The organism is Magnetospirillum sp. SS-4, assembly GCF_902729425.1.
Taxonomy (GTDB): domain Bacteria; phylum Pseudomonadota; class Alphaproteobacteria; order Rhodospirillales; family Magnetospirillaceae; genus Phaeospirillum.
The window spans coordinates 199,289-220,667 of the sequence record NZ_CACVCH010000001.1 but is presented as its reverse complement, the minus strand read 5'-3'; the positions used below and the strand labels follow the sequence as shown (position 1 = coordinate 220,667).

Here is a 21,379-nt window from a genome sequence, read left to right as displayed (position 1 = left end):
TCACGCCACTCCCGCCCGCAGGCAGTCGTGGACGTGCAGAACGCCCAGCGGCCGCGACGACTCGTCCACCACGAACAGGCTGGTGATGGCCTTGGTGTTCATGATGCGCAGCGCCTCGGCCGCCAGCAGGCCGGGTCCCACCGTCTTGGGCGAGCGGGTCATCACCTCGCCGGCGGTCAGGCCGAGCAGGTCGGAGCGCATGTGGCGGCGCAGGTCGCCGTCGGTGACGATTCCCGCCAGGGCGCCGTCGCTGTCCACCACCCCGGCGCATCCCAGGCTCTTGGCGGTCATCACCAGCAGAACCTCGGCCATGACGGTGTCGAGACGGACCAGGGGCAACTGGGCGGCGCCATGCATCAGGTCGGATACCCGCAGCAGCCGCTGGCCCAGCTTGCCGCCGGGGTGGAAAACCTGAAAATCGGCGGCGGTGAAGCCCTTGCGTTCCAGCAGGGTGACCGCCAGGGCATCGCCCAGGGCCAGCATCATGGTGGTGGAGGTGGTGGGCGCCAGCCCCATGGGGCAGGCCTCGGGAATGGCGGGCAGAACCAGGGCGACGTCGGCGGCGGCGGCCAGGGTGCTGCCCGCCCGGGCGGTGATGCCGATCAGCGGAATGTCGAACCGCCGGGTGTAGGCGACGATGTCGCCCAGTTCCGAGGTCTCGCCGGAATTGGACAGCGCCACCACCGCGTCGGCGGCGGTGATCATGCCGAGGTCGCCGTGGCTGGCCTCGGCCGGATGGACGTAGAAGGCGGTGCGGCCGGTGGACGCCATGGTGGCGGCGATCTTGCGCCCGACATGGCCGCTCTTGCCCATGCCGGTGACGATGACGCGGCCCGACGCCGCTTCCAGGACCGCCACCGCCCGGACAAACTCGTCGCCCAGCCCGGCCGATAGCGCCGACAGCGCCTCGGCCTCGATGGCGAGGACCCGGCGGGCGATGGCGATGTCGTCGGAAGCGGATGTCATGGCGGAACCTGTCCAGGCAGGGGACCCTAACTATACGAAACCGGGTTTGGACGGAAAGGCAAAAGGCGGCGGGTGGTCCGTTTCATGCATAAAAATCGCGGTCTTTAAAAACTGAACCGCATGGTTTAGTTTTTCCGCAGGCAGTGGAGGATGAATGTTGACGCCGCGAACCGGAGGAACCAGGCGGTCGGCCAAGCGCGAGGCCGTGCTGGACGCCGCCCAGGCCGTGTTCCTGGAGATGGGCTACGCCGCCGCCAGCATGGACAGCGTCGCCGCCCGGGCCGGCGTGTCCAAGGCCACCGTCTACGCCCATTTCGACAGCAAGGACCAGTTGTTCGCGGCGGTGATCCGGCGGCGCTGCGACAAGAGCGAGGCCTTCGTCCTGGCCGACAGGACCCTGGACGCCCGCGCCGCCCTGACCCTGATCGGCCGGCGGCTGATGGATCTCTTGCTGTCGCCCGAGGCGCTGGCCATGTACCGGGTGGTGGTGTCGGAATCGCTTCGCCAGCCGGAACTGGCCCAGGCCTTCTACGATTCCGGCCCCGGCGCCGGCAAGGCCCAGATCGCGGCGATCATCGCCGAGCTGATCCGGCGGGGCGAACTGGCGGCGGTCGATCCCCGGCGGGCATCGGACCAGTTCGTCGGCATGCTGCGCACCGATTATTTCATGCGGACCCTGCTGGGACTGACCCAGCCCGAGGGCAGCCGCGTCGATGACGTCATCGACGACGCGGTCGAGACCATGCTGCGGGCATGGGGGACAGCTAGCTCGCCTCCACGGTGATGGTTCCCGACCATGGCAAGGTCGCGGCCGTGCGCAGTTCGATGCGGCTGGCCGGGACACTTTCGCCATAGGCGGTCCAGCAGGCCGCCGGCAGCACCGCGATCTCGGCGCCGGGGGCGGAAATGGCGAAACGCCGTCCACCGGGGGCGGTCAGCCGCACCCCGGAGTCCAGCGACTCGACCCGGCAGGTGGTGTGCAGGCGGCGGATGACGGCGTGCTCGCCGCTGCCGTCGACCCGGTCGTGCAACTCCAGCCGGCGGCCGGCGAAGCGCCAGTGCCGTTCCACCGTTCCGGCGCCGTCCAGCCGGCCATAGCCGTCGAACGCCACCACCACCCCGGTGTCGTCGGGCAGCAGACGGGGCGGCTCGCCGCCAACCAGGCGGCGAAAGGCCGGGGCGTAATAGGGCCGGTTGGCGGGATAGGGATCCAGGCCGTCGAGGCTGAGGCCGTTATGGGCGGTGGCGGTGACGGTCTCCTCGGCCTCGCCGGCCAGGGCGTACGAGCCGCGCCCGATATCCACGAACACCGGTTCCTTCTCGAAATGCAGTTCGAACGCGCCGCAATCCTGGTGGCCGTGGCCGGGCATGGGGCTCCAGCCGTCGGGGTCGGCGTGCCACAGGCCGCTCCACTCGCCGAAGCGGGGTGCCAGCCAGCCGTCCCCGGCCAGCGACCCGCTCCGCCCGGTCCGTTCCAGCAGCACCTTGAGGCGGGCGCGGTCGTCGGGCGGCAGGATGTCCATCCAGCCGGAACGGCGGTCGCCCCCCGGCAGCAGGCAGAACAGATGGTCGGGCGGGCAATCGGGCGAGATGTCGCCCACCAGGGGAAAGCGGCCCGGCAGGGTGAACCGGTGCAGCACCGCCACCGCCCGCGACAGCAGCGCCTCGAAGGCCTCGGCCTCGGGCCGGCCGTGCCGCCGCGCCGCCAGCCAGACGCTGGCCAGCGAGCGGGTCAGCAGCAGATGGTAATGGGTCGAGCCCTCGCGCAGCACGCCCGACGGACGGAAGATACGCCCGGCCTCGGCCAGCAGCAGCCGGCGGCCGGCCTCGGCGCAGTTGGGCAGGCCGAGGGCGAGGCCCAGCAGATAAAGTCCCCTGGCGTTGTTGAACAGGTGGTTGGAGGTGTGGTGCTCGCCGAAATATTCCAGCCGGGCGGCGATGGCGGGGGCGTGGGCGGCCAGCACCGCCAGGGTGTCGTCGACCGGACCGGGCAGGCCGTGGCGGTCGGCGAAGGCCAGCAGGTTGATGACCCGTTCGGCCGCCGTGTAGGGATGCCAGGCCCACGAGGAATCGGGCGTGCCGAAGCGCTTGCGCCACGCCGCCCACACCGCCGCCACCCAGCGGGAATCGTCGCCAGGCCTCATCAGCGGCACCCAGGCGAAACGGTGGAGGCCAAGATTGGTCTCGGGATCGTCGAAGCTCCGCCCCACCAGCGCCGCCTCGTCGCCCGGCTCCAGTTCCAGGCTCAGGCCGGGCAGGCGCAGCGTCAGGCGGCCGCGCGGCGGACCTTCGGGCAGGGCGGAAAACACCACGGCGGGCCGCTCGGCCGCCAGGCCGCACCAGCCGGCCCCCAGCGACGGCGGGCGGTGGGCGGCGAAGCGGGGCGGGGCCGGCGTCCGCCACAGCAGGCGCGCCGCCAGCCAGCGCCGCAGCACCGGATCGCCGGCCAGTTGCCGTCCCTTGCGGATCAGAGCGTTGAACATGAATTTGCTTGTAGCCGAGAGCCGGGGTGGAAGCTATAGAGGATCATCATGAATGCCCCCGCCAAAACCGATATTCAAGCCTTCTGGAAGGCGCTCTACGACTCGCTGTACGAGGATGTGGATGCCGGCCTGACCCGGGACGCCCTGCTGAAATCGCTGGACGATCTGGAGGACATGTTCCGCCTGCGCAAGCATATGGCGGTGGTCGAGATGCCGCTGAAGGAACTGGCGGGAAAGCGGGTGCTGGAGGTCGGACCCGGCGCCGGCGGCCATTCCGCCCTGTTTGCCAAACACGGCGCTGTCATGACCAGCCTGGACATCACCCCGGCCAGGGCCAGGGCGACCAACGCCAAGTTCCGCCTGATGGGCGACCTGGCCGCGGGCTGCAACGCCGTCAACGGCGATTCCGAGAATCTGCCATTTCCAGACGACACCTTCGACATCGTCTATTCCAACGGCGTGCTGCACCATACCCTGGACACCGAAAAGGCCATCGCCGAAGTGTTGCGCGTGCTCAAGCCCGGCGGCCAGGCGGTGATCATGCTCTATTGCAAAAGCTCGTGGCATTACTGGGTCAACATGTTCCTGCCCATCGGCCTGCTGATGGGCAAGGCGTTCCGCGATCCCAACTGGCTGGGCAAGGCCACCGAATGGGGCGGCAAGAACCGCCAGACCGTCGCCAATCCGGTGACCCGCTGCTACACCGGGGCCGGGATTGCCCGGCTGTTCGCCGCCTTCCGCGACATGCGCTATCGCAAGGGCGAGTTCTACTGGTATCTGGTGCCCAAGCTGGGCCGCCTCTACCGCCGCTATCAGATCAGGCGCTACGGCACCCATCCCGGCGGCGTGCTGGTCTATGGCGAGCCCTGGCCGATCCAGTCGCCCATGGAACTGAAACTGGGCGAGATCATGGGATTCTCGTGGTTCATCTCGGCCCGCAAGCCGGACGCGGCCGAATGAAGTTCGCCGTCTCCAACATCGCCCTGACCGCCCATGACCATCTGGCCGAGTTGGAGCGCCTGGCGCCGCTCGGCGTCACCGGGCTGGAAGTGGCCCCCAGCCGGGTGTGGAAGGACGGCTGGGATGCCGCCGGAATCGCCGCCTATCGCCGCGCCGTCGAGGCCGCCGGCCTGACGGTGGTGGGGCTGCATTCGCTGTTCTTCGACCGGCCGCATCTCGGCCTGTTCAAGGACCCGGCGTCCAGGGCCGAGACCCTGGATTTCATGGTGGCGCTGTCGGCGCTGTGCCGCGACCTCGGCGGCCGCACCCTGATCTATGGCGGCGGCAGGCGGCGGGGCGAATTGCCCGCCACTGAAGCTCACGCCGAGACCCGGCGTTTCCTGTCCGAGTTGCTGCCCCGGATCGAGAGCCATGGCACGGTGCTGTGCTTCGAGCCGCTGGGGCCGAAGGATTCCGATTTCCTCAACTCAGCCGCCGAATGCCGGGCGGTGGTGGACGAGATCCGTCACCCGGCGCTGGGCCTGCAACTGGACGCCAAGGCGCTGGTGGAGAACGGCGAGACCGGGCCGGAGACCTTCGCCGCCGTTTCCGGCCGCCTCGACCACTTCCATGCCAACGATCCCGGTCTGGTGGTGCCCGGTTCGACCGGGGCCGTCGATCACGCTTTGCTGGGCCGTCGTCTCAAGGCCATCGGCTATGACGGCTGGGTGTCGGCCGAGCAGCGGCTGCTGAGCCCCGGCTCCCCCCTCGCCGACGTGGCACGCGGCGCCCGCCACCTTCAGGAGTGCTACGGATGAGCCAGCCCCGCAGCCCCTTCATCCGTCCCGACTGGGTGCCGGCGGTGCCTGAGGGCATGCGCATCCTGGTCACCGGCGCCACCGGCGGTTTGGGGCGCGCTTTGGTCGCCATGCTGCGCCAGGGCAGCCGCTGCGTCATCGGCGCCCACGGCGCCAGCCAGTCGTTCGGGGCGGAAGACGGCCTGATTCCGTTGCAGCGCGCCTTCGCTTCCGAAGCTGATTGCGCCGCGGTGGTGGACGAGTTCGCCGAGGCGGCCGGCGGCATCGACGCCCTGGTGGTGCTGTCGGGCTGCATCCTCTACACCGGCCACTGGAAGGACATCACCGAGGAGCAATGGCGCCGCGAGCAGGAGATAAACCTGGACCAGCCGTTCTTCCTGGCCCGCGCCGCCATGGCCCGCATGGCGGCCCAGGGCACGGGCGGCCGCATCCTGCTGACCGGCACCGAATCGGCCATCCATGGCGGCTCGGCCACCTCGTTTCCCTATGCCGTCGCCAAGCGCGGCACCGAATGCATGGTCCAGGGCATGGCCCGCGAGGGCGCCCCCCATTCCGTCCTGGTCAACGGCCTGCGCTTCGGCTTCATCGAATCCGGCTTTCACCAGCGCTGGCACAACCGCAGCCCGGCCCAGATGGACGAGCGTGCCGCCCTGGTGCCGTTGAGACGCGGCGGCCATGTGGACGAGGCCGCCGCCCTGATGATCTGGCTGCTGTCGGGCTGGTCGGCCTTCATGACCGGCCAGATGATTCCGCTGACCGGTGGCGACTGGCTCTGATCCGGGCCTTCTATTCGTTGCGCAGCAGCGGCGACGCCTTGGCCCCCAGCGCCCACCAGGTGCCGGCGAATCCGGCCAGCAGGCTGGCTGCCAGCGCCAGCGCCAGGGTGGCGGCGGTGATGCCGGGCAGGAATATCCATTCCGCCTTCATGACGTGGATGAGGATGGCGCGGGCCGCCAGCGATCCGATGGCGGCTGCGGCCAGTCCGGTGACCAGTCCGACCACCGCGAACTCGGCCAGATGGGCGCGCCACAACTGCCCCCGGGTGGCGCCCAGCACCTTCATCACCACCGCTTCCCAGACGCGGCGGCGATGGCCGGCCATCACCGCCCCGGCCAGCACCATGGCGCCCGCCGCCAGGGTGACCAGACCGGCGAGGCGCACCGCCATGTCGGCCTGCCTGATGATGGCGCGGACCGATTCAAGCGCCTCCTTGACCCGGATCGAGGAAACGTTGGGCAGGCGGTCGGTCACCGCCTTCTCGATGGCGGCGTCGCGGTCGGCGGCGGCATGGACGGTGGCGATGAAGGTGTGCGGTGCCCCGTCCAGCACGCCCGGCGACAGCAGGAAGGCGAAATTCATGGTCAGGCTCGACCAGTCGATGACGCGGAGCGAGGCGACCCTGGCCTCGATCTCGCGGCCCAGTACGTTGAGGCCCAGCATGTCGCCGACCCTGAGGCCGAAACCCTTGGCCACCGCCGCGTCCACCGAGACCAGCGGCGGTCCGGCATGGTCGGCCGGCCACCACGTTCCCTCCGACAGCCGGGTTCCCGGCGGCGGCGCTCCGGCCGAGGACAGGCCGCGGTCTCCCCTGGCCGCCCACTGCACCTCGGGGGCGATGGAGGCCTCGCCCACCGGAACGCCGCGAATACGGCTGATGCGGCCGCGCACCATGGCGGCCTTGTCCAGGGTGGCCCGGGCGTCGGTTTCGGTTACCGCCTGTTCCAGCGCCGCCACCTGATCGGGCTGGACGTCGATGAAGTAGAAGGACGGCGCCTGGGCCGGCAGACGCTCGCCGAACTGATCGGCCAGATTGCCTTCCACCAGGGCGATGGTCACCAGCACCGTCAGCCCCAGGCCCAGCGACAGCACCATGCCCACCACCGCGCCGCCGGGACGGTGCAGGCTGGCAAGGGCCAGCCGCCACGTCGGTCCCAGCCGGCGGCCGTGGCTGGCGTTGAGGCGGTCGGCGGACCGCGCCAGTCCCCAGGCCAGCAGGCGGAACAGCAGCAAGGTGGCGGCGGCGGCGCCCACGAACCACGCCGCCAGCGGCCGGTTGCCGGCCGACAGCACGGTCAGCGCCGCCAGGGCGATGGCGGCCACCACCAGGACCGCCAGGGTGGCGCGGTCGGGCGAGCCGCCCACCGGCACCGCCAGATGGCGGAACAGGGTCGAGGCCGGCACCCGGGCGGCGCGGGCGAGCGGCCACAGGGTGAACACCAGGGCGGACAGGGCGCCGAAGCCGGCCGCCACCAGCAGCGGCCCGGGAAACAGGCCGGCATGGGCCGGCAGCGGCAGGGATTCTCCGACAATGCCGATCACCAGCGGCGTCACGGCGGCGCCGGCCACGAGGCCGATCAGGATGCCGGCCCCGGCCAGCAGCCCCACCAGCAGCAGATAGGTCAGCAAGATCAGCCGGGTCGGCGCGCCCAGGCATTTGAGGGTGGCGATGGTGGCGATCTTGCCGTCCAGATAGGCGCGGACGGAATTGGCGACGCCGATGCCGCCCACCAGCAGCGCCGTCAGCCCCACCAGGGTGAGGAACGAGGCCAGGGTGTCGAGGAAACGCCCGACGCCGGGGGCGGCGTCGCCGGCGTCTCGCACCTGCCATGCGGCTTCGGGAAAGCGCCGGGCCAGTTCGGCCTTGGCGGCGGCGACGTCCACGTCGGGGCGCAGGTCGACGCGGGCGGTGAAGCGGATCAGGCTGCCCGGCTGGACCAGTCCGGTCTCGGCCACCGCCTCGGCCGCCACCATCAGGCGCGGCCCGAACGACAGGGCGGTGGCGACCCGGTCCGGCTCCTTGGCGATGACGGCGCGTATCTCGAATTCGGCGTCGCCCACCCGCAGGCGCCGACCCGGCCCGATTCCGAGGCGGTCCAGCAGATTGGCCTCGGCGACGGCGCCCCAGGTTCCGTCGCGGCGCTCCAGCGCTTGTTGCGGCGTCATGGCGGGAGTCAGGGCCAGGGTCCCCACCAGGGGATAGGCGTCGTCGACGCCCTTCAACTCCACCAGCGAACGGTCGCGGTTGTCGCCGACGCTGGCCATGGCCCGCATCTCGATGCCCTGGGTGACGCGGCCCAGTTCGGCCAGCGCCGCCAGTTGCCCGGGCTCGGGCGCGTGATGCGACTGGCGCAGGTCGAGATCGCCGCCCAGCAGGGCGCGGGCGTCGTGGGTGATGGCGGCGTCGAAGGCGGCGCGCAGGCTGCCCGAGGCGGCGATGGCCGCCACCCCCAGCGCCAGGCAGGCCACCAGGATGCGAAAACCCTTGAGGCCGCCGCGCAATTCCCGGCGGGCGATCGTGATCGCCAAGCCAAGGGTCGTCATGTCCTGATCCGCCCGTCCTCGACCCGGACCAGCCGGCCGCAGCGCGCCGCCAGCCCGTCGTCGTGGGTCACCAGCACCAGGGTGGTTCCCAGGCGGCGGTTGAGATCGAACAGCATGTCCATGATGGCGCGGCCATTGGCGCCGTCCAGGTTGCCGGTGGGTTCGTCGGCCAGCAGCAGTTTCGGCCGGGTGACGCAGGCGCGGGCAAGGGCGACCCGCTGCTGCTCGCCGCCCGACAACTGGCCGGGATAATGATCCAGCCGGGCCTTGAGGCCGACCCTCTCCAGCGCCTCGGCGGCGGCCTCGAAGCCGTCGGGCCGCCCGGCCAGTTCCAGCGGCACCGCGACGTTTTCCAGCGCCGTCATGGTCGGGATCAGGTGGAACGACTGAAAGACGATGCCGACGTGATCGCGGCGGAACCGGGCCAGATCGTCCTCGCCCATTCCGGCCAGATCGCACCCCGCCACCATGATCGAGCCCGAGGTGGGACGTTCCAGCCCCGACATCACCATCAGCAAGGTGGACTTGCCCGACCCCGACGGCCCCACCACGCCCAGGGTCTCGCCGTCCCGGACCTCCAGGTCGAGGCCACGCAGGACATTGACCTCGCCCGCCAAGCTCGCCAAGTTGAGATGGACGTCCCGCAGGGCGACGAGAGGATGCGCAATGGAAGGCTGGGTCATGAGGGCAGGATCTTTCTTTCGCCGGGCGATCCTGGGATATGGCGCCATCTTGGCGCTTGTCAACGCGATGGGAGGTCCCGCCATGGCGCAACCCCTGAAAATCCTCGCCCTGGGGGATTCGCTGACCGCCGGTTTCGGCCTCGCCGCCGAGGCCGCCTTTCCGGCGCGGCTGGAACGGGCCTTGCGGGCGGAAGGGCGCGACGTGCGGGTGATCAATGCCGGCGTGTCGGGCGACACCACCGCCGGCGGGCTGGCGCGGCTGGTCTGGGCGCTGGCGGAACGCCCAGACCTTGCCATCGTCGAACTGGGGGCCAATGACGGGCTGCGCGGTCTCGACCCCAAGGTGACGCGGACCAATCTGGACGCCATCCTGACCCGGCTGAAGCGGGACGGCATCGGGGTGCTGCTGGCGGGAATGCTGGCGCCGCCCAATTACGGCCGCGCCTTCGAGGCCGAGTACAAGGCGGTGTTCGAGGGCTTGGCCGCCCGTCACGACGTGGTGTTCTATCCCTTTTTCCTGGACGGCATCGCCGGCGACGCCCGCCTCAACCAGCCCGACGGACTGCATCCCACCGCCAAGGGGGTCGATGTGATCGTCGAGCGCATCCTGCCCTCGGTCCGGGTCCTGCTGGACCGCCACGCCCGGCAGGGGACGAGGGGGGCGCCATGACCTCGCCTCCCTTCGTCGTCGCCCATGGCCGGGGCGAACATTGGGGCCTGACCGCCAAGGGCTGCCTTGATCGCCTGGGGCCGCTGGCCGGGGCCAATCTGGGCTTTCTGTACGTCACCGAGACCTTCGCGCCGCATCTGTCCAGCATCCTCACCTTCCTGCGCGAGACCACCCGGATCGGGCATTGGGTCGGCGGCATCGCCCCCGGCATCTGCGTCGCCGGCGCCGAGTATCGCGACGACTATGACCGGAAGGGGGGCGCCCTGGCGGTGATGGTCGGCCATCTGCCGCCGGATTCGTTTCATGTTTTCGGCGGCGACGCCGGCGAATGGCCCATCCGCCATCCCGACTGCGTCGGGTTGGTGCACGGCGACCCGCGCGACCCCGGCGTGGCGGATTCGCTGGCCGGCCTGGCCTGCGAGGCCGGGTTCCTGGTGGGCGGCCTATTGTCGGCGGGCGGCCCGCCGGCGCAACTGGCCGACCGGGTGCTGGCCGGGGGGCTCAGCGGCGTGCTGCTGGACGTGTCGCTGGGCGTGCTGACCGGGCTCAGCCAGGGCTGTTCGCCGGTGGGACCGGTCCATACCGTCACCGAAGCCTGGGACGGCGTCGTCATGCAACTGGACGGCCAGCCGGCCCTGGAGGTTCTGAAGCAGGACGTGGGGGAATTGCTGGCCCGCGACCTGCGCCGCATTTCCGGCTACATCCACGTTGCCCTGCCGGTGCCGGGGTCCGATTGCCCGGACTATCAGGTGCGGACGCTGATGGGCGTCGATCCCGGCCACGGCTGGCTGGCCATCGGCGACCAGCCGGGAGTGGGGGACCCGCTGATGTTCGTCAGGCGCGATTCCAACGCCGCCCAGGCCGACCTGCGGCGCATGCTGGGCGACCTGAAGGACCGTCTGGGCGATCGTCCGATTCGCGCGGGCTTCTATGTTTCCTGTATCGGACGCGGGCGGCACATGTTCGGCGACGATGGCGCCGAGGCCGCCCTGCTGGCCGAGGTGCTGGGGGACTTTCCGCTGATTGGCGTCTTCGCCAACGGCGAGATCAGCCGTGACCGGCTTTACGGCTTCACCGGCGTGCTGGCGCTGCTGCCCGGCCAGCCTTGCGGTGTTCCGAAATCGGGGGGAGTTCCGACGTGACCAGACCCGGCCTGTGGCTGAAGCGGCTGTTGCCCCAGGGATTGCTGGGGCGTTCGCTGCTGATCATCGTCATGCCGCTGGTGGTGCTGCAACTGGTGTCGGCCTATGTGTTCTACGGCAGCCACTGGGAGACGGTGGCGCGGCGCCTGGCCAAGGGGATGGCCGGTGACATCGGTTCGGTGATCGAGATGACCCGCGCCTTTCCCGCGCCGGAATCCCGCGCCGTCATCTTGTCCATCGCCGCCGCCAAGATGGAGCTGGACATCCGCTTCGTTCCGGGCGGCATCCTGCCCAACCAGCCGCCGGCGCCCCCCGCCAGCTTTCTCGAACGCGCCATGGCCGACGCCATGGACGAGCGGGTCCAGCGCCCCTATCGCCTGGACGCCGAGCGCTTCGAGCGGGAGGTGGTGATCCTGGTGCAGTTGTCCGACGGCCTGCTGGAGGTCTACGCTCCCAAGAAGCGGCTGTTCAGTTCCACCACCACCGTCTTCATCCTGTGGATGCTGGGCACCGCCATGCTGATGTTCGGCATCGCCACCGTGTTCATGCGCAACCAGGTGCGCAGCGTCCGCAAGCTGGCGGCCGCCGCCGAACGTTTCGGCAAGGGACTGGACGTGGCCGATTTCAAGCCCGAGGGCGCCACCGAGGTCCGTCAGGCGGCCCAGGCCTTCAACCTGATGCGCCACCGCATCCAGCGGCAGATTCAGCAGCGCACCGAGATGCTGGCCGGAGTGTCGCACGACCTGCGCACGCCGCTGACCCGCATGAAGCTGCAACTGGCCATCCTGGGCGACATGGAGGGCCGCGCCGAACTGGACGAGGACGTGGCCGAGATGGAACGCATGGTCGAGGGCTATCTGGCCTTCGCCAGGGGCGAAGGCAGCGAGGCGCCGCAATCCACCGACCTGCCGGTCCTGGTGGACGAGGTGGTGGGGCGTTTCCGCCGCCAGGGCAGCACCATCGACCTGCACAGCGAGGGCGGCATCGTCATGCCGCTGCGCCCCGACGCCATGGCCCGGGCGCTGGGCAATCTGGTGGGCAACGCCATCCGCTACGGCGGCCATGTCTGGGTGCGGGTGGGCCGCCGCCAGGAGGTGGCCGAGGTGCTGATCGACGACGATGGTCCCGGCATTCCCCCCGACAGCCGGGAAGAGGTGTTCAAGCCCTTCACCCGCCTGGAACAGTCGCGCAATCTGTGCACCGGCGGCGTCGGGCTGGGCCTCACCATCGCCCGCGACATCATCCGCACCCATGGCGGCGACGTGCTGCTGGAGGATTCCCCACTGGGAGGCTTAAGGGCTCGCGTCAGGCTGCCGCTGTGATAGCATCGCCGGGACAAGGGCGGGGGAGGACGCGGATGCTGACGGTGCTGGTGGGAAACATCAAGGGCGGTTGCGGCAAGACCACGCTGGCGACCCATATCGCCGCCTTCTTCGCCGGGTCCGGCCTCGCCACCGCCATCGGCGATTGCGACCGCCAGCGTTCCAGCCTCAACTGGCTGCGGCGGCGTTCGGACGCCTTGCCGCCCATCGCCGGCCTGGACTGGTCCAAGGACGTGGGCTCGCCCGCCAAGGGACTGGCGCGGCTGGTGATCGACGCGCCGGCCGCCATGCATCACAAGGATGTGGAGGACCTGATCGACATCAGCGACATCGTGGTGGTGCCGGTGCTGCCCGGCGCCTTCGATGAGGACGCCACCGCCCATTTCCTCGAGCGTCTCGCCAAGGTCAAGGCGGTGCGCAAGAACAAGCGGGCCGTCGCCGTCATCGGCAACCGCCTGCGCCCCGGCACCCGGGCCAGCGACCATCTCGACGGCTTTTTCGGGGGACTGGGCTTCCAGGTGGTCGCCCGGCTGCGCGACAGCCAGATCTATCCCAGCGTGGCGGCGCAAGGGGCGTCCGTGCTGGAAGCCCGTGACCGCCGCGCCGCGTCCTACGCGGCCGAATGGCGGCCGCTGCTGGATATGCTGGCGCGCTGACCCCACATTCATTCCGATGACGACGAGACACGCCGCGCCATGATGACGACACCACCGCCGCCTCCGGCCGCCCCGCGGCTTCCCGCCGGGTCGGCGGCGATCCGGTCCCGGCTGATCGCCTTTTCCGCCCTGATCATAACCATCCTTCTGCTGGGCACGGCCGCGTGGATCAAGACCGAGCGCAACGAGGCGCTTCGTGTCGCCGCTGGCGTGGTCAGCAATACCAGCCGCCTGCTGGCCTCGGTGACCGATTCCAATTTCGGCGCCATCGACAAGATGCTGGCCGGGGTCGCCGAGGTGGTCGTCGCCCGCCCGGTGACGGAGCGGGACAGCCGCCCGGCCGTCCTGGCCTTTCTCAACCGGCAGGTGGCGGAGGCCGGCATCGTCCGCTCGATCCTGGTGATCGGGGTCGATGGACATACCCGCTACGCCACCAACCTGTCCGATCCCTATCAGAAAGTGGACCTGTCCGACCGCGATTATGTCCGCCACCACACGGACCGGTCCGACGCCGGGCTGTTCATCGGCGCGCCGGTCCGCAGCCGCAACGACGGTTCCTGGATCATGGTGGCCAGCCGCCGCGTCACCGCTTCCGACGGGTCCTTCGCCGGGGTGGCCGCCGCCGTGGTCTCGCTGGCCGATCTGGCCGCCATGGTGGCCATCGCCACCCCCAATCCAACCGATTCGGCGCTGCTGGTGGATGGAAACGGCATCATCCTGACGCGATCGCCCGATCACGACCGTTTCGTCGGGCGCTCCATCGCCGACCTGCCTTCCTTCCAGGCCGCCCGCAACGTCCAGAGCCACGGCGGCAGCATCGTCTCGCCGCTGGACGGCAGGATGCGGCTGTTCAGCGCCAATCGCGGCGGCTCCTCTCCCGTCATGGCGGTGGTCAGCCGCGACGTCGACGAAATCCTGACCGACTGGCGGTTTCAGGCGGCAACCCTGGCGTCCGCCGCCGCCGTTGTGACCCTGGTCATCCTGGCGCTGACCCGTGGATTGCTGCGCCAGCTGGTCCGGGTCGACCGGACGGTGGCGGAACTGGCGGCGGCCCGAATCGCGGCCGATGGCGCCAATCAGGCCAAGTCGGCCTTTCTCGCCAACATGAGCCACGAACTGCGCACGCCGCTGAACGCCATCCTGGGCTTTTCCGACGCCCTGCTCACCGGCTTTCCCGATCATTCCTGCCGCGAGCGCTGCCACGACTATCTCGGCCATGTCCAGACTTCGGGCCGGCATCTGCTGGGACTGATCAACGATATTCTCGATCTGTCGAAGATCGAGGTGGGCAAGGCCGAACTGCACCTCGAACCGGTCGATCTTCATCGGCTGGTCGTCGAATGCGTGCTGCTGCTGCAACCGAAGGCCGAGTCCAAGGGGGTGGTCCTGTCGGCCGCCCTGCCCGATGGCCTTGACCTTGTCGCCGACCCCCGGCGGCTGCGCCAGATCGTTCTGAACCTGCTGTCCAACGCCGTCAAGTTCACCCCAGAGGGCGGCGCCATCTCGATTTCCGGCCATCGCGACGGCGATTTCATGGTGCTGACGGTGGAAGACACCGGCATCGGCATGACCGGCGCCGAGATGGAGACGGCGATGACGCCGTTCGGCCAGGTGGTCTCGGACGTGGCGCGGGCCGAGGCCGGAACCGGCCTCGGCCTGCCGCTGTCCAGGCGGCTGGCCGAATTGCATGGCGGCAGGCTGGAACTGGCCAGCGTCAAGGGGCGGGGGACGACGGTCACGGTGACCCTGCCGCTCCGCGCCGTTGCCCCGGACTCGCCGTGATTGACTCCGGCCCTGCCAATCGGCCATATCCAGGCTGCGGTAAGGATCGGGGCTGACGTGGACGAAAGCATTACCCTGGAATCGGTGCTGTCGTCGGTGGTTCGGGTCACCGAGCAACGCAGCCAGCAGCATCTGGAAGAGAGTCTGGTCAAGACCCTGACCCATCTGGCGGGGCTGGAGTTCTGCGGCATCTGTCGTCCGGGCCTCTCCGGCGGCGGCATTCTTGTCGACTACGTGGCGGTGGCCGGCCGTCCGGCTCTTGAGTCCATGGACGAGACCGGGGACGATCCGCTGTTGCGGGAAGCCCTGGCCGTCGGCGCGTCCCGGTTTCATGTCCTGGCCGGTGGCGGCGTGCGCCGCGCCCTGGCCATCACCGATGATCACGGCGATGTCGGCGCCTTCCTGGTGACCCTGACCTCCGCCGGCAAGGTCGAACAGGTCGGGCTGATCGAGGGCTTCGCCGCCATCTACCGGAACTATCTCGCCATTCTGCGCGACGCCGCCCGCGACACCCTGACCGGGTTGCGGAACCGCAAGACCTTCGACGAGAATTTCAGCCGCATCGTCGCCAGTTCCCGCCATCTGGCGGTTCCGTTCCACGGCGACCGGCGCGCCGCCCATCTCGATGGCGAGCATCACTGGCTGGGCATCATCGATATCGACCACTTCAAGCGGGTCAACGACAGCTTCGGCCATGTCTTCGGCGACGAGGTCCTGCTGCTGCTGGCGGCGTTGATGCGCAAGGCCTTTCGCGTCGAGGACCTGCTGTTCCGCTTCGGCGGTGAGGAATTCGTGGTGATGCTGTCGCCGACGACCTATGACGGGGCCGGCGCGGTGTTCGAGCGCTTCCGCTCCATTGTCGCCGGCTTTGCCTTTCCCCAGGTCGGCAAGGTGACGGTGAGCATCGGCTTCGTTCGCATCTTGCCGGAGGACCTGCCCTCGGTGGTCATCGGCAGGGCCGACCGCGCCCTTTACTTCGCCAAGGCCAACGGCCGCGATCAGGTCCGTTCGTTCGAGCGGCTTGTCGGAGACGGCCACTTGACCGACGAGGAGCGTTCCGGCGACGACCCCGAACTGTTCTGATCCCGAACGGCTCCGGCGACGTAAAAAGGGCGCCCCGGCGGGCGCCCCTTGTGATACCAGGCCGAAGCGTCCGGCGCGGCGTTCGCCGCGCGCCGGCTACTTGATCTTGGTTTCCTTGAACTGGACATGCTTGCGCACGACCGGATCGTACTTGCGGAACTCCAGCTTTTCGGTCGTCTTGCGGGGGTTCTTCTTCGCCACGTAGAAGAAGCCCGTGCCGGCGGAGCTCAGGAGCTTGATGAGGATGGTGGCTGGCTTGGCCATGACGAAAAATCCCGAAAGGCGTTGGAGATCGAAACTCAGGGGGCGCACCATACTGATCCCTCCGCCGGAGTCAAGGGTTCAAAGCCGGATGGGTCAACTTTCCTGCCCCGGGCCGGAAGCCCGGCCTTCTCCCACCCTCGTCCGGGTAGGTCGTCCCGCCGGAAAGTGTGGTTTGCCATCGTTGACTCGGAGGGCGCGAGGGGATAAACACTTGCCGCATCGCCGCATAAAAGGCCACAACGAGGCCTTCGTCGTCCGCATTTCAGGGGCTTACCGCCATGTCAACGCGCAACCGGCCGCTTTCCCCGCACATCCAGATCTACAAGATGCCGTTCACCGCGGTGCTGTCCATCACGCATCGCGCCACCGGCGTGGCGCTGGCGGTTGGCACGGCCGTGCTCGCCTACTGGCTGGCCTCGGCCGCCTATGGCCCCGATGCCTACGAACAGGCCAGCCGGGTGCTGGGCTCGGTGGTCGGCAGGCTGGTGCTGTTCGGCTGGACGGCGGCGCTGTTCTATCATCTGTGCAACGGCGTCCGTCACCTGTTCTGGGACATGGGCAAGGGCTACGGCATCGCCGAGGCCGACAAGTCCGGCCGCATCGTCGTGGCCAGCGCGGCAGTGCTGACGCTGCTCGCCTGGATCATCGCTTAAACAAGGGGGCAGTAGACCATGAGCCTCAAATCCGCTCTCGGCCGCGCCCGCGGCCTGGGTTCCGCCAAGGAGGGCGCCGGGCATTTCTGGGCGCAGCGCGTCTCCGCCGTCATCCTGGTGCCCCTGTCGCTGTGGTTCGTCGTCGCGGTGATCGGTCTCGCCGGGGCCGATTACGCCACCTTCAAGGGCTGGATGAGCAAGCCGGGCAATGCCAGCCTGCTGCTGCTCACCGTGCTGTCGGTGATGTACCACGCCCATCTCGGGCTTCAGGTCGTGATCGAGGACTACGTCCATTGCGAGGCCAGGAAGCTGGTCTCGCTGATCGCGATGAAGCTTGCCGCCGCCTTCCTCGCCGTCTTCATGACGGTGTCGATCCTGAAAGTCGCTGTCGGAGTCTGACGCCATGGCCGCCTACAAGATCATCGACCACACCTACGACGTGGTGGTCGTCGGCGCCGGTGGCGCCGGCCTTCGCGCCACCATGGGCATGGGGCAGGCGGGGTTCAAGACCGCCTGCATCACCAAGGTGTTCCCCACCCGCAGCCACACCGTCGCCGCGCAAGGCGGCATCGGCGCCTCGCTCGGCAACATGGCCGAGGATAACTGGAAGTGGCACATGTACGACACCGTCAAGGGGTCGGACTGGCTGGGCGACCAGGACGCCATCGAATACATGTGCCGCGAGGCGGTGCCGGCGGTGCACGAGCTGGAGCATTTCGGCGTTCCGTTCTCGCGCACGCCCGAGGGCAAGATCTACCAGCGCCCGTTCGGCGGCCACATGTCCAATTACGGCGAGAAGCCGGTGCAGCGCGCCTGCGCCGCCGCCGACCGCACCGGGCATGCCATCCTGCACACGCTGTATTCCCAGTGCCTGAGGCACGAGTGCGAGTTCTTCATCGAGTACTTCGCCCTTGACCTGATCATGGATGCCGACGGCTCCTGCCGGGGCGTCATGGCCTGGAACCTGGACGACGGCACGCTCCACCGCTTCCGCGCCCATCAGGTGGTGCTGGCCTCGGGCGGCTATGGCCGCGCCTTCTTCTCGTGCACCTCGGCCCACACCTGCACCGGCGACGGCCACGGCATGGTGACCCGCGCCGGCCTGCCGGTCCAGGACATGGAATTCGTGCAGTTCCATCCCACCGGCATGTACGGCTCGGGCTGCCTGATCACCGAGGGCGCCCGCGGCGAGGGCGGCTATCTCACCAACTCGGCCGGCGAGCGCTTCATGGAGCGTTACGCCCCCACCGCCAAGGATCTGGCGTCGCGCGACGTGGTGTCGCGCGCCATGACCATGGAAATCCGCGAAGGGCGCGGCGTCGGCAAGGAAAACGACCACATCTTCCTGCATCTGGAGCATCTGGGGGCCGAGACCCTGGAACTGCGCCTGCCCGGCATCACCGAGACCGCCAAGATCTTCACCGGCGTCGACGTGACCAAGGCGCCGGCGCCGGTGCTGCCGACCGTGCACTACAACATGGGCGGCATTCCCACCAATGTGCATGGCGAGGTGCTGCGTCCGACCAAGGACAATCCCGACGCCACCGTGCCCGGCCTGATGGCCATCGGCGAGGCGGCCTGCGTGTCGGTGCACGGCGCCAACCGGCTCGGCACCAACTCGCTGCTGGACATCGTGGTGTTCGGCCGCGCCGCCGCGCTGCGCGCCGCCGAGGTGATGAAGCCCGGCACGCCGCACAAGCCGCTGCCCAAGGACGGCGGCGACTTCGCGGTGTCGCGCTTCGACCGGCTGCGCAACGCCTCGGGCTCGATGCACACCAGCGAAATCCGTCTGGGCATGCAAAAGACCATGCAGATGGACGCGGCGGTGTTCCGCACGTCAAAGTCGCTGGCCGAGGGCTGCGCCAAGATGGATCAGGTGGCCTCCACCCTGCCGCAGATCAAGATCAACGACCGCTCCACCGTGTGGAACTCCGATCTGGCCGAGGCGCTGGAGCTGGAGAACCTGATGGATTGCGCGCTGGCCACCATCGTGTCGGCCGAGGCCCGCAAGGAAAGCCGTGGCGCCCACGCGCACGAGGACTTCCCCGATCGCGACGACGTCAACTGGCAGAAGCATTCCCTGGCCTGGGTCGAGAACGGCAAGGTGAGGCTGGACTACCGTCCGGTCCACACCTACACGCTCACCGACGAGGTCGAGTACATCAAGCCGCAAAAGCGCGTGTACTAGGTCAGGGTAAGGAGATACGAACATGGTCGAATTCGCCCTGCCCGCCAATTCCCGCGTCCAGCCCGGCAAGGTCCACAAGGCCGCCGGCGCCAAGCGGGTCAAGGTCTTCAAGATCTACCGCTACGATCCGGATTCGGGGGCCAATCCCCGCCTCGACAGCTACGAGGTCGATCTCGACAATTGCGGCCCGATGGTTCTGGACGCCCTGCTGAAGATCAAGAACGAGATCGACTCGACGCTGACCTTCCGCCGTTCCTGCCGCGAGGGCATCTGCGGCTCGTGCGCCATGAACATCGACGGCACCAACACCCTGGCCTGCCTGAAGCCCATCGAGGACATCAAGGGCGAGGCGGCGGTGTATCCGCTGCCGCACATGCCGGTGGTCAAGGACCTGATCCCCGACCTCAGCCTGCCCTACGCCCAGTTGGCCTCCATCAAGCCCTGGATGCAGACCCAGAGCCCGACCCCGCCCGACGGCGAGCGGCTGCAAAGCCCGGAAGAGCGGGAAAAGCTGGACGGCCTGTGGGAATGTATCCTGTGCTTCTGCTGCCAGACCAGCTGCCCCAGCTACTGGTGGAACGGTGACCGCTATCTCGGTCCGTCGGTGCTGCTGCAAGCCGCCCGCTGGATTCTCGACACCCGCGACGAGATGACCGGCGAGCGCCTGGACGCCTTGGAGGACCCCTTCAAGCTGTACCGCTGCCACACCATCATGAACTGCACCAAGACCTGCCCCAAGGGCCTGAATCCGGCCAAGGCGATCGGCGCCATCAAGGAAAAGATGATCGAACGGCGCCTGTAGGACACCGGAGCATGACAAGGCGAAGGGGCGGCCCGCCATGGCCGCCCCTTCGTCGTTGGGGGGGGTTACTCGGTGGCGGCCGATGCCGGCCCGGCTGCGGCCTGCTGCTTTTGCCACAGTTCCACCTGGCCGGGACTGAACGGGTTGACATAGCCGCCGTTGTCGAAACGCATGGCGGGGTCGACACAGCCATAGGTCGCCCGGTGCGGCACCGTCAGCCGGCATTGCCAGCGGTTCTCCTGCACCAGGACCGGCTGCAATCCATAGACCTCGCAGGCTTCCCGCGCCAGGAGGTCGCGCGTCTCGCGGGGGGTGTCGCCGTCGTGGCAGACGGTGACGAAACCGTCGTAGCCCGGCAGCTTCTGCTTGCGGATTCCAGGCGCCAGATAGTTCCGGTCGACGAAGGCCTGAGGGCCGGAACAGCCGGACACCACCGCCGAAACCAGCACGACGAGGATCATGCGCGACAAGGTCATGGGGAGTGATCCTGGAAAAAGCGACGATGCATATGTAGCGCAAGCCGGAGGATTTGGAAACAGACCCATTTTGAACATTTTAACCATAGGGGCGAAGCTCTGCCGTTGTCTCTGCGCCCGCTCGGGGATAAGCTCTGAACGGTTCTGATGTCCCGAGGGCGGGAAGGAGGAGAGTTTCGATGTCTGACGGCAAGAAGTTTCGTCTGGTGACGCGCAGCGATTTCGACGGCCTGGTCTGCGCCGTGCTGCTGAAGCAATTGGACATGATCGACGACATCAAGTTCGTCCACCCCAAGGACATGCAGGACGGCGTGGTCGAGATCGGGCCGGGCGACATCACCACCAACCTGCCCTATGTGGACGGCGTTCATATCGCCTTCGACCATCACCTGTCCGAGACCATCCGGGTGGGGCGCAAGGACAATCACGTCATCGACCCCGAGGCCCCGTCGGCGGCCCGGGTGGTCTACGATTATTACGGCGGCGCCGCCAAGTTCCCGGCGTCGTGGAACTCGATGATGCTGGCGGTGGATCAGGGGGATTCCGCCCAGTACTCGCTGGAAGAGATATTGAACCCCGATGGCTGGACCCTGCTCAACTACATCATGGACGCCCGAACCGGGCTGGGCCGCTTCCGCGAGTTCCGCATCTCCAATTACCAGCTGATGATGAATCTGATCGATTATTGCCGCGATCATTCGATCGAGCAGATTCTGCAACTGCCCGACGTCAAGGAACGCACCGACCTTTATTTCGAGCATGCCGCCAAGTTCAAGGATCAGGTCAAGCGCTGCGCCACCGTCCACAAGAATCTGGTGGTGCTGGACCTGCGCAACGAGGAAACGATCTTCGCCGGCAACCGCTTCATGATCTACGCGCTCTATCCGGCCACCAACATCTCCATCCACGTGCTGTGGGGCGTGAAGAAGCAGAACACCGTGTTCGCCATCGGCAAATCCATCGTCAACCGCACCTCCAAGACCAATGTGGGCGAGCTGTGCCTGAAGTATGGCGGCGGCGGCCATGCCAACGCCGGCACCTGCCAGGTCGACAACGCCGTCTGCGACAAGGTGCTGTCCGATCTGGTCGCCAAGATCAACGCCGACGGCTGATCGGCCGTTTCCACGGACG

At 68.4% G+C, this 21,379-nt stretch carries 21 protein-coding genes; 15 read left to right on the top strand and 6 right to left on the bottom strand.

Annotated elements, in window-relative coordinates; translation table 11 throughout:
- The gene (locus MTBSS4_RS01110; protein ID WP_173981537.1) at positions 1 to 966 is read right to left on the bottom strand and encodes an SIS domain-containing protein; all 966 of its coding nucleotides are present in this window, start codon (positions 964 to 966) and stop codon (positions 1 to 3) included.
- Between the two features lie 154 nt (positions 967 to 1,120).
- Between MTBSS4_RS01110 and MTBSS4_RS01105 the strand changes: the two genes are divergently transcribed.
- Positions 1,121 to 1,750 carry a TetR/AcrR family transcriptional regulator gene (locus MTBSS4_RS01105; protein WP_173981536.1) on the top strand — a complete coding sequence of 210 codons (630 nt, stop codon included), beginning with the start codon at positions 1,121 to 1,123 and terminating at the stop codon, positions 1,748 to 1,750.
- Here the strand turns inward: MTBSS4_RS01105 and MTBSS4_RS01100 are convergent.
- Positions 1,731 to 3,449, bottom strand: a complete 1,719-nt coding sequence (locus MTBSS4_RS01100) for a heparinase II/III family protein (RefSeq protein ID WP_173981535.1) — start codon at positions 3,447 to 3,449, stop codon at positions 1,731 to 1,733. The two genes, MTBSS4_RS01105 and MTBSS4_RS01100, sit on opposite strands and share 20 nt — an antisense overlap.
- A gap of 48 nt (positions 3,450 to 3,497) precedes the next feature.
- On the opposite strand from MTBSS4_RS01100, the gene MTBSS4_RS01095 reads away from it, so the two are divergent.
- The 3 genes from MTBSS4_RS01095 to MTBSS4_RS01085 are packed head-to-tail and all read left to right on the top strand — an operon-like array spanning position 3,498 to position 5,982.
- Entirely contained in the window at positions 3,498 to 4,409 is a 912-nt protein-coding gene (locus MTBSS4_RS01095) for a class I SAM-dependent methyltransferase (RefSeq protein WP_173981534.1), read from the top strand.
- The gene (locus MTBSS4_RS01090; RefSeq protein WP_173981533.1) at positions 4,406 to 5,206 is read left to right on the top strand and encodes a sugar phosphate isomerase/epimerase; all 801 of its coding nucleotides are present in this window, start codon (positions 4,406 to 4,408) and stop codon (positions 5,204 to 5,206) included. Before MTBSS4_RS01095 ends, MTBSS4_RS01090 begins: the two co-directional genes overlap by 4 nt.
- The gene (locus MTBSS4_RS01085; protein ID WP_173981532.1) at positions 5,203 to 5,982 is read left to right on the top strand and encodes an SDR family NAD(P)-dependent oxidoreductase; all 780 of its coding nucleotides are present in this window, start codon (positions 5,203 to 5,205) and stop codon (positions 5,980 to 5,982) included. Before MTBSS4_RS01090 ends, MTBSS4_RS01085 begins: the two co-directional genes overlap by 4 nt.
- 10 nt (positions 5,983 to 5,992) lie before the next feature.
- On the opposite strand, the gene MTBSS4_RS22685 is transcribed toward MTBSS4_RS01085, so the two are convergent.
- On the bottom strand, positions 5,993 to 8,527 hold the full coding sequence (locus tag MTBSS4_RS22685) for an ABC transporter permease (RefSeq protein ID WP_173981531.1): 2,535 nt from the start codon (positions 8,525 to 8,527) through the stop codon (positions 5,993 to 5,995).
- Positions 8,524 to 9,210, bottom strand: coding sequence for an ABC transporter ATP-binding protein (locus tag MTBSS4_RS01075; RefSeq protein ID WP_173981530.1), 687 nt, complete (start codon positions 9,208 to 9,210; stop codon positions 8,524 to 8,526). Before MTBSS4_RS01075 ends, MTBSS4_RS22685 begins: the two co-directional genes overlap by 4 nt.
- Positions 9,211 to 9,292: 82 nt before the next feature.
- Here MTBSS4_RS01075 and MTBSS4_RS01070 point away from each other — a divergent pair, with 82 nt between their 5' ends.
- From MTBSS4_RS01070 to MTBSS4_RS01045, 6 genes are read left to right on the top strand one after another with little or no spacing between them, the layout of a single operon-like run.
- Positions 9,293 to 9,880, top strand: a complete 588-nt coding sequence (locus tag MTBSS4_RS01070) for an arylesterase (RefSeq protein WP_368667757.1) — start codon at positions 9,293 to 9,295, stop codon at positions 9,878 to 9,880.
- Complete coding sequence (locus MTBSS4_RS01065; protein WP_173981528.1) at positions 9,877 to 11,022, top strand: FIST C-terminal domain-containing protein; 1,146 nt, start codon at positions 9,877 to 9,879, stop codon at positions 11,020 to 11,022. The genes MTBSS4_RS01070 and MTBSS4_RS01065 overlap by 4 nt, the downstream gene beginning before the upstream one ends.
- Positions 11,019 to 12,344: an ATP-binding protein gene (locus MTBSS4_RS01060; RefSeq protein ID WP_173981527.1), complete on the top strand. Its 1,326-nt coding sequence runs from the start codon at positions 11,019 to 11,021 to the stop codon at positions 12,342 to 12,344. The genes MTBSS4_RS01065 and MTBSS4_RS01060 overlap by 4 nt, the downstream gene beginning before the upstream one ends.
- A gap of 35 nt (positions 12,345 to 12,379) precedes the next feature.
- Positions 12,380 to 13,000: a ParA family protein gene (locus MTBSS4_RS01055; RefSeq protein WP_173981526.1), complete on the top strand. Its 621-nt coding sequence runs from the start codon at positions 12,380 to 12,382 to the stop codon at positions 12,998 to 13,000.
- Positions 13,001 to 13,039: 39 nt separating this feature from the next.
- Complete coding sequence (locus MTBSS4_RS01050) at positions 13,040 to 14,782, top strand: ATP-binding protein (RefSeq protein ID WP_173981525.1); 1,743 nt, start codon at positions 13,040 to 13,042, stop codon at positions 14,780 to 14,782.
- A gap of 57 nt (positions 14,783 to 14,839) precedes the next feature.
- On the top strand, positions 14,840 to 15,865 hold the full coding sequence (locus tag MTBSS4_RS01045; RefSeq protein ID WP_254432321.1) for a GGDEF domain-containing protein: 1,026 nt from the start codon (positions 14,840 to 14,842) through the stop codon (positions 15,863 to 15,865).
- A 96-nt stretch (positions 15,866 to 15,961) separates the two neighbouring features.
- On the opposite strand, the gene rpmG is transcribed toward MTBSS4_RS01045, so the two are convergent.
- On the bottom strand, positions 15,962 to 16,129 hold the full coding sequence (gene rpmG / locus MTBSS4_RS01040) for a 50S ribosomal protein L33 (protein WP_173981743.1): 168 nt from the start codon (positions 16,127 to 16,129) through the stop codon (positions 15,962 to 15,964).
- Positions 16,130 to 16,407: 278 nt separating this feature from the next.
- Between rpmG and sdhC the strand changes: the two genes are divergently transcribed.
- The 4 genes from sdhC to MTBSS4_RS01020 are packed head-to-tail and all read left to right on the top strand — an operon-like array spanning position 16,408 to position 19,772.
- The gene (gene sdhC / locus MTBSS4_RS01035) at positions 16,408 to 16,782 is read left to right on the top strand and encodes a succinate dehydrogenase, cytochrome b556 subunit (RefSeq protein WP_173981524.1); all 375 of its coding nucleotides are present in this window, start codon (positions 16,408 to 16,410) and stop codon (positions 16,780 to 16,782) included.
- Between the two features lie 18 nt (positions 16,783 to 16,800).
- Positions 16,801 to 17,181 (top strand): succinate dehydrogenase, hydrophobic membrane anchor protein, encoded by a 381-nt coding sequence (gene sdhD / locus MTBSS4_RS01030; protein WP_173981523.1) that lies wholly within the window; start codon positions 16,801 to 16,803, stop codon positions 17,179 to 17,181.
- 4 nt (positions 17,182 to 17,185) lie between these two features.
- On the top strand, positions 17,186 to 18,970 hold the full coding sequence (sdhA, locus tag MTBSS4_RS01025) for a succinate dehydrogenase flavoprotein subunit (protein WP_173981522.1): 1,785 nt from the start codon (positions 17,186 to 17,188) through the stop codon (positions 18,968 to 18,970).
- Between the two features lie 22 nt (positions 18,971 to 18,992).
- Positions 18,993 to 19,772 carry a succinate dehydrogenase iron-sulfur subunit gene (locus tag MTBSS4_RS01020; protein WP_173981521.1) on the top strand — a complete coding sequence of 260 codons (780 nt, stop codon included), beginning with the start codon at positions 18,993 to 18,995 and terminating at the stop codon, positions 19,770 to 19,772.
- A 65-nt stretch (positions 19,773 to 19,837) separates the two neighbouring features.
- On the opposite strand, the gene MTBSS4_RS01015 is transcribed toward MTBSS4_RS01020, so the two are convergent.
- Complete coding sequence (locus tag MTBSS4_RS01015; protein ID WP_173981520.1) at positions 19,838 to 20,248, bottom strand: hypothetical protein; 411 nt, start codon at positions 20,246 to 20,248, stop codon at positions 19,838 to 19,840.
- Between the two features lie 179 nt (positions 20,249 to 20,427).
- Between MTBSS4_RS01015 and MTBSS4_RS01010 the strand changes: the two genes are divergently transcribed.
- Complete coding sequence (locus tag MTBSS4_RS01010; RefSeq protein ID WP_173981519.1) at positions 20,428 to 21,360, top strand: exopolyphosphatase; 933 nt, start codon at positions 20,428 to 20,430, stop codon at positions 21,358 to 21,360.
- Positions 21,361 to 21,379: the final 19 nt, after the last annotated feature.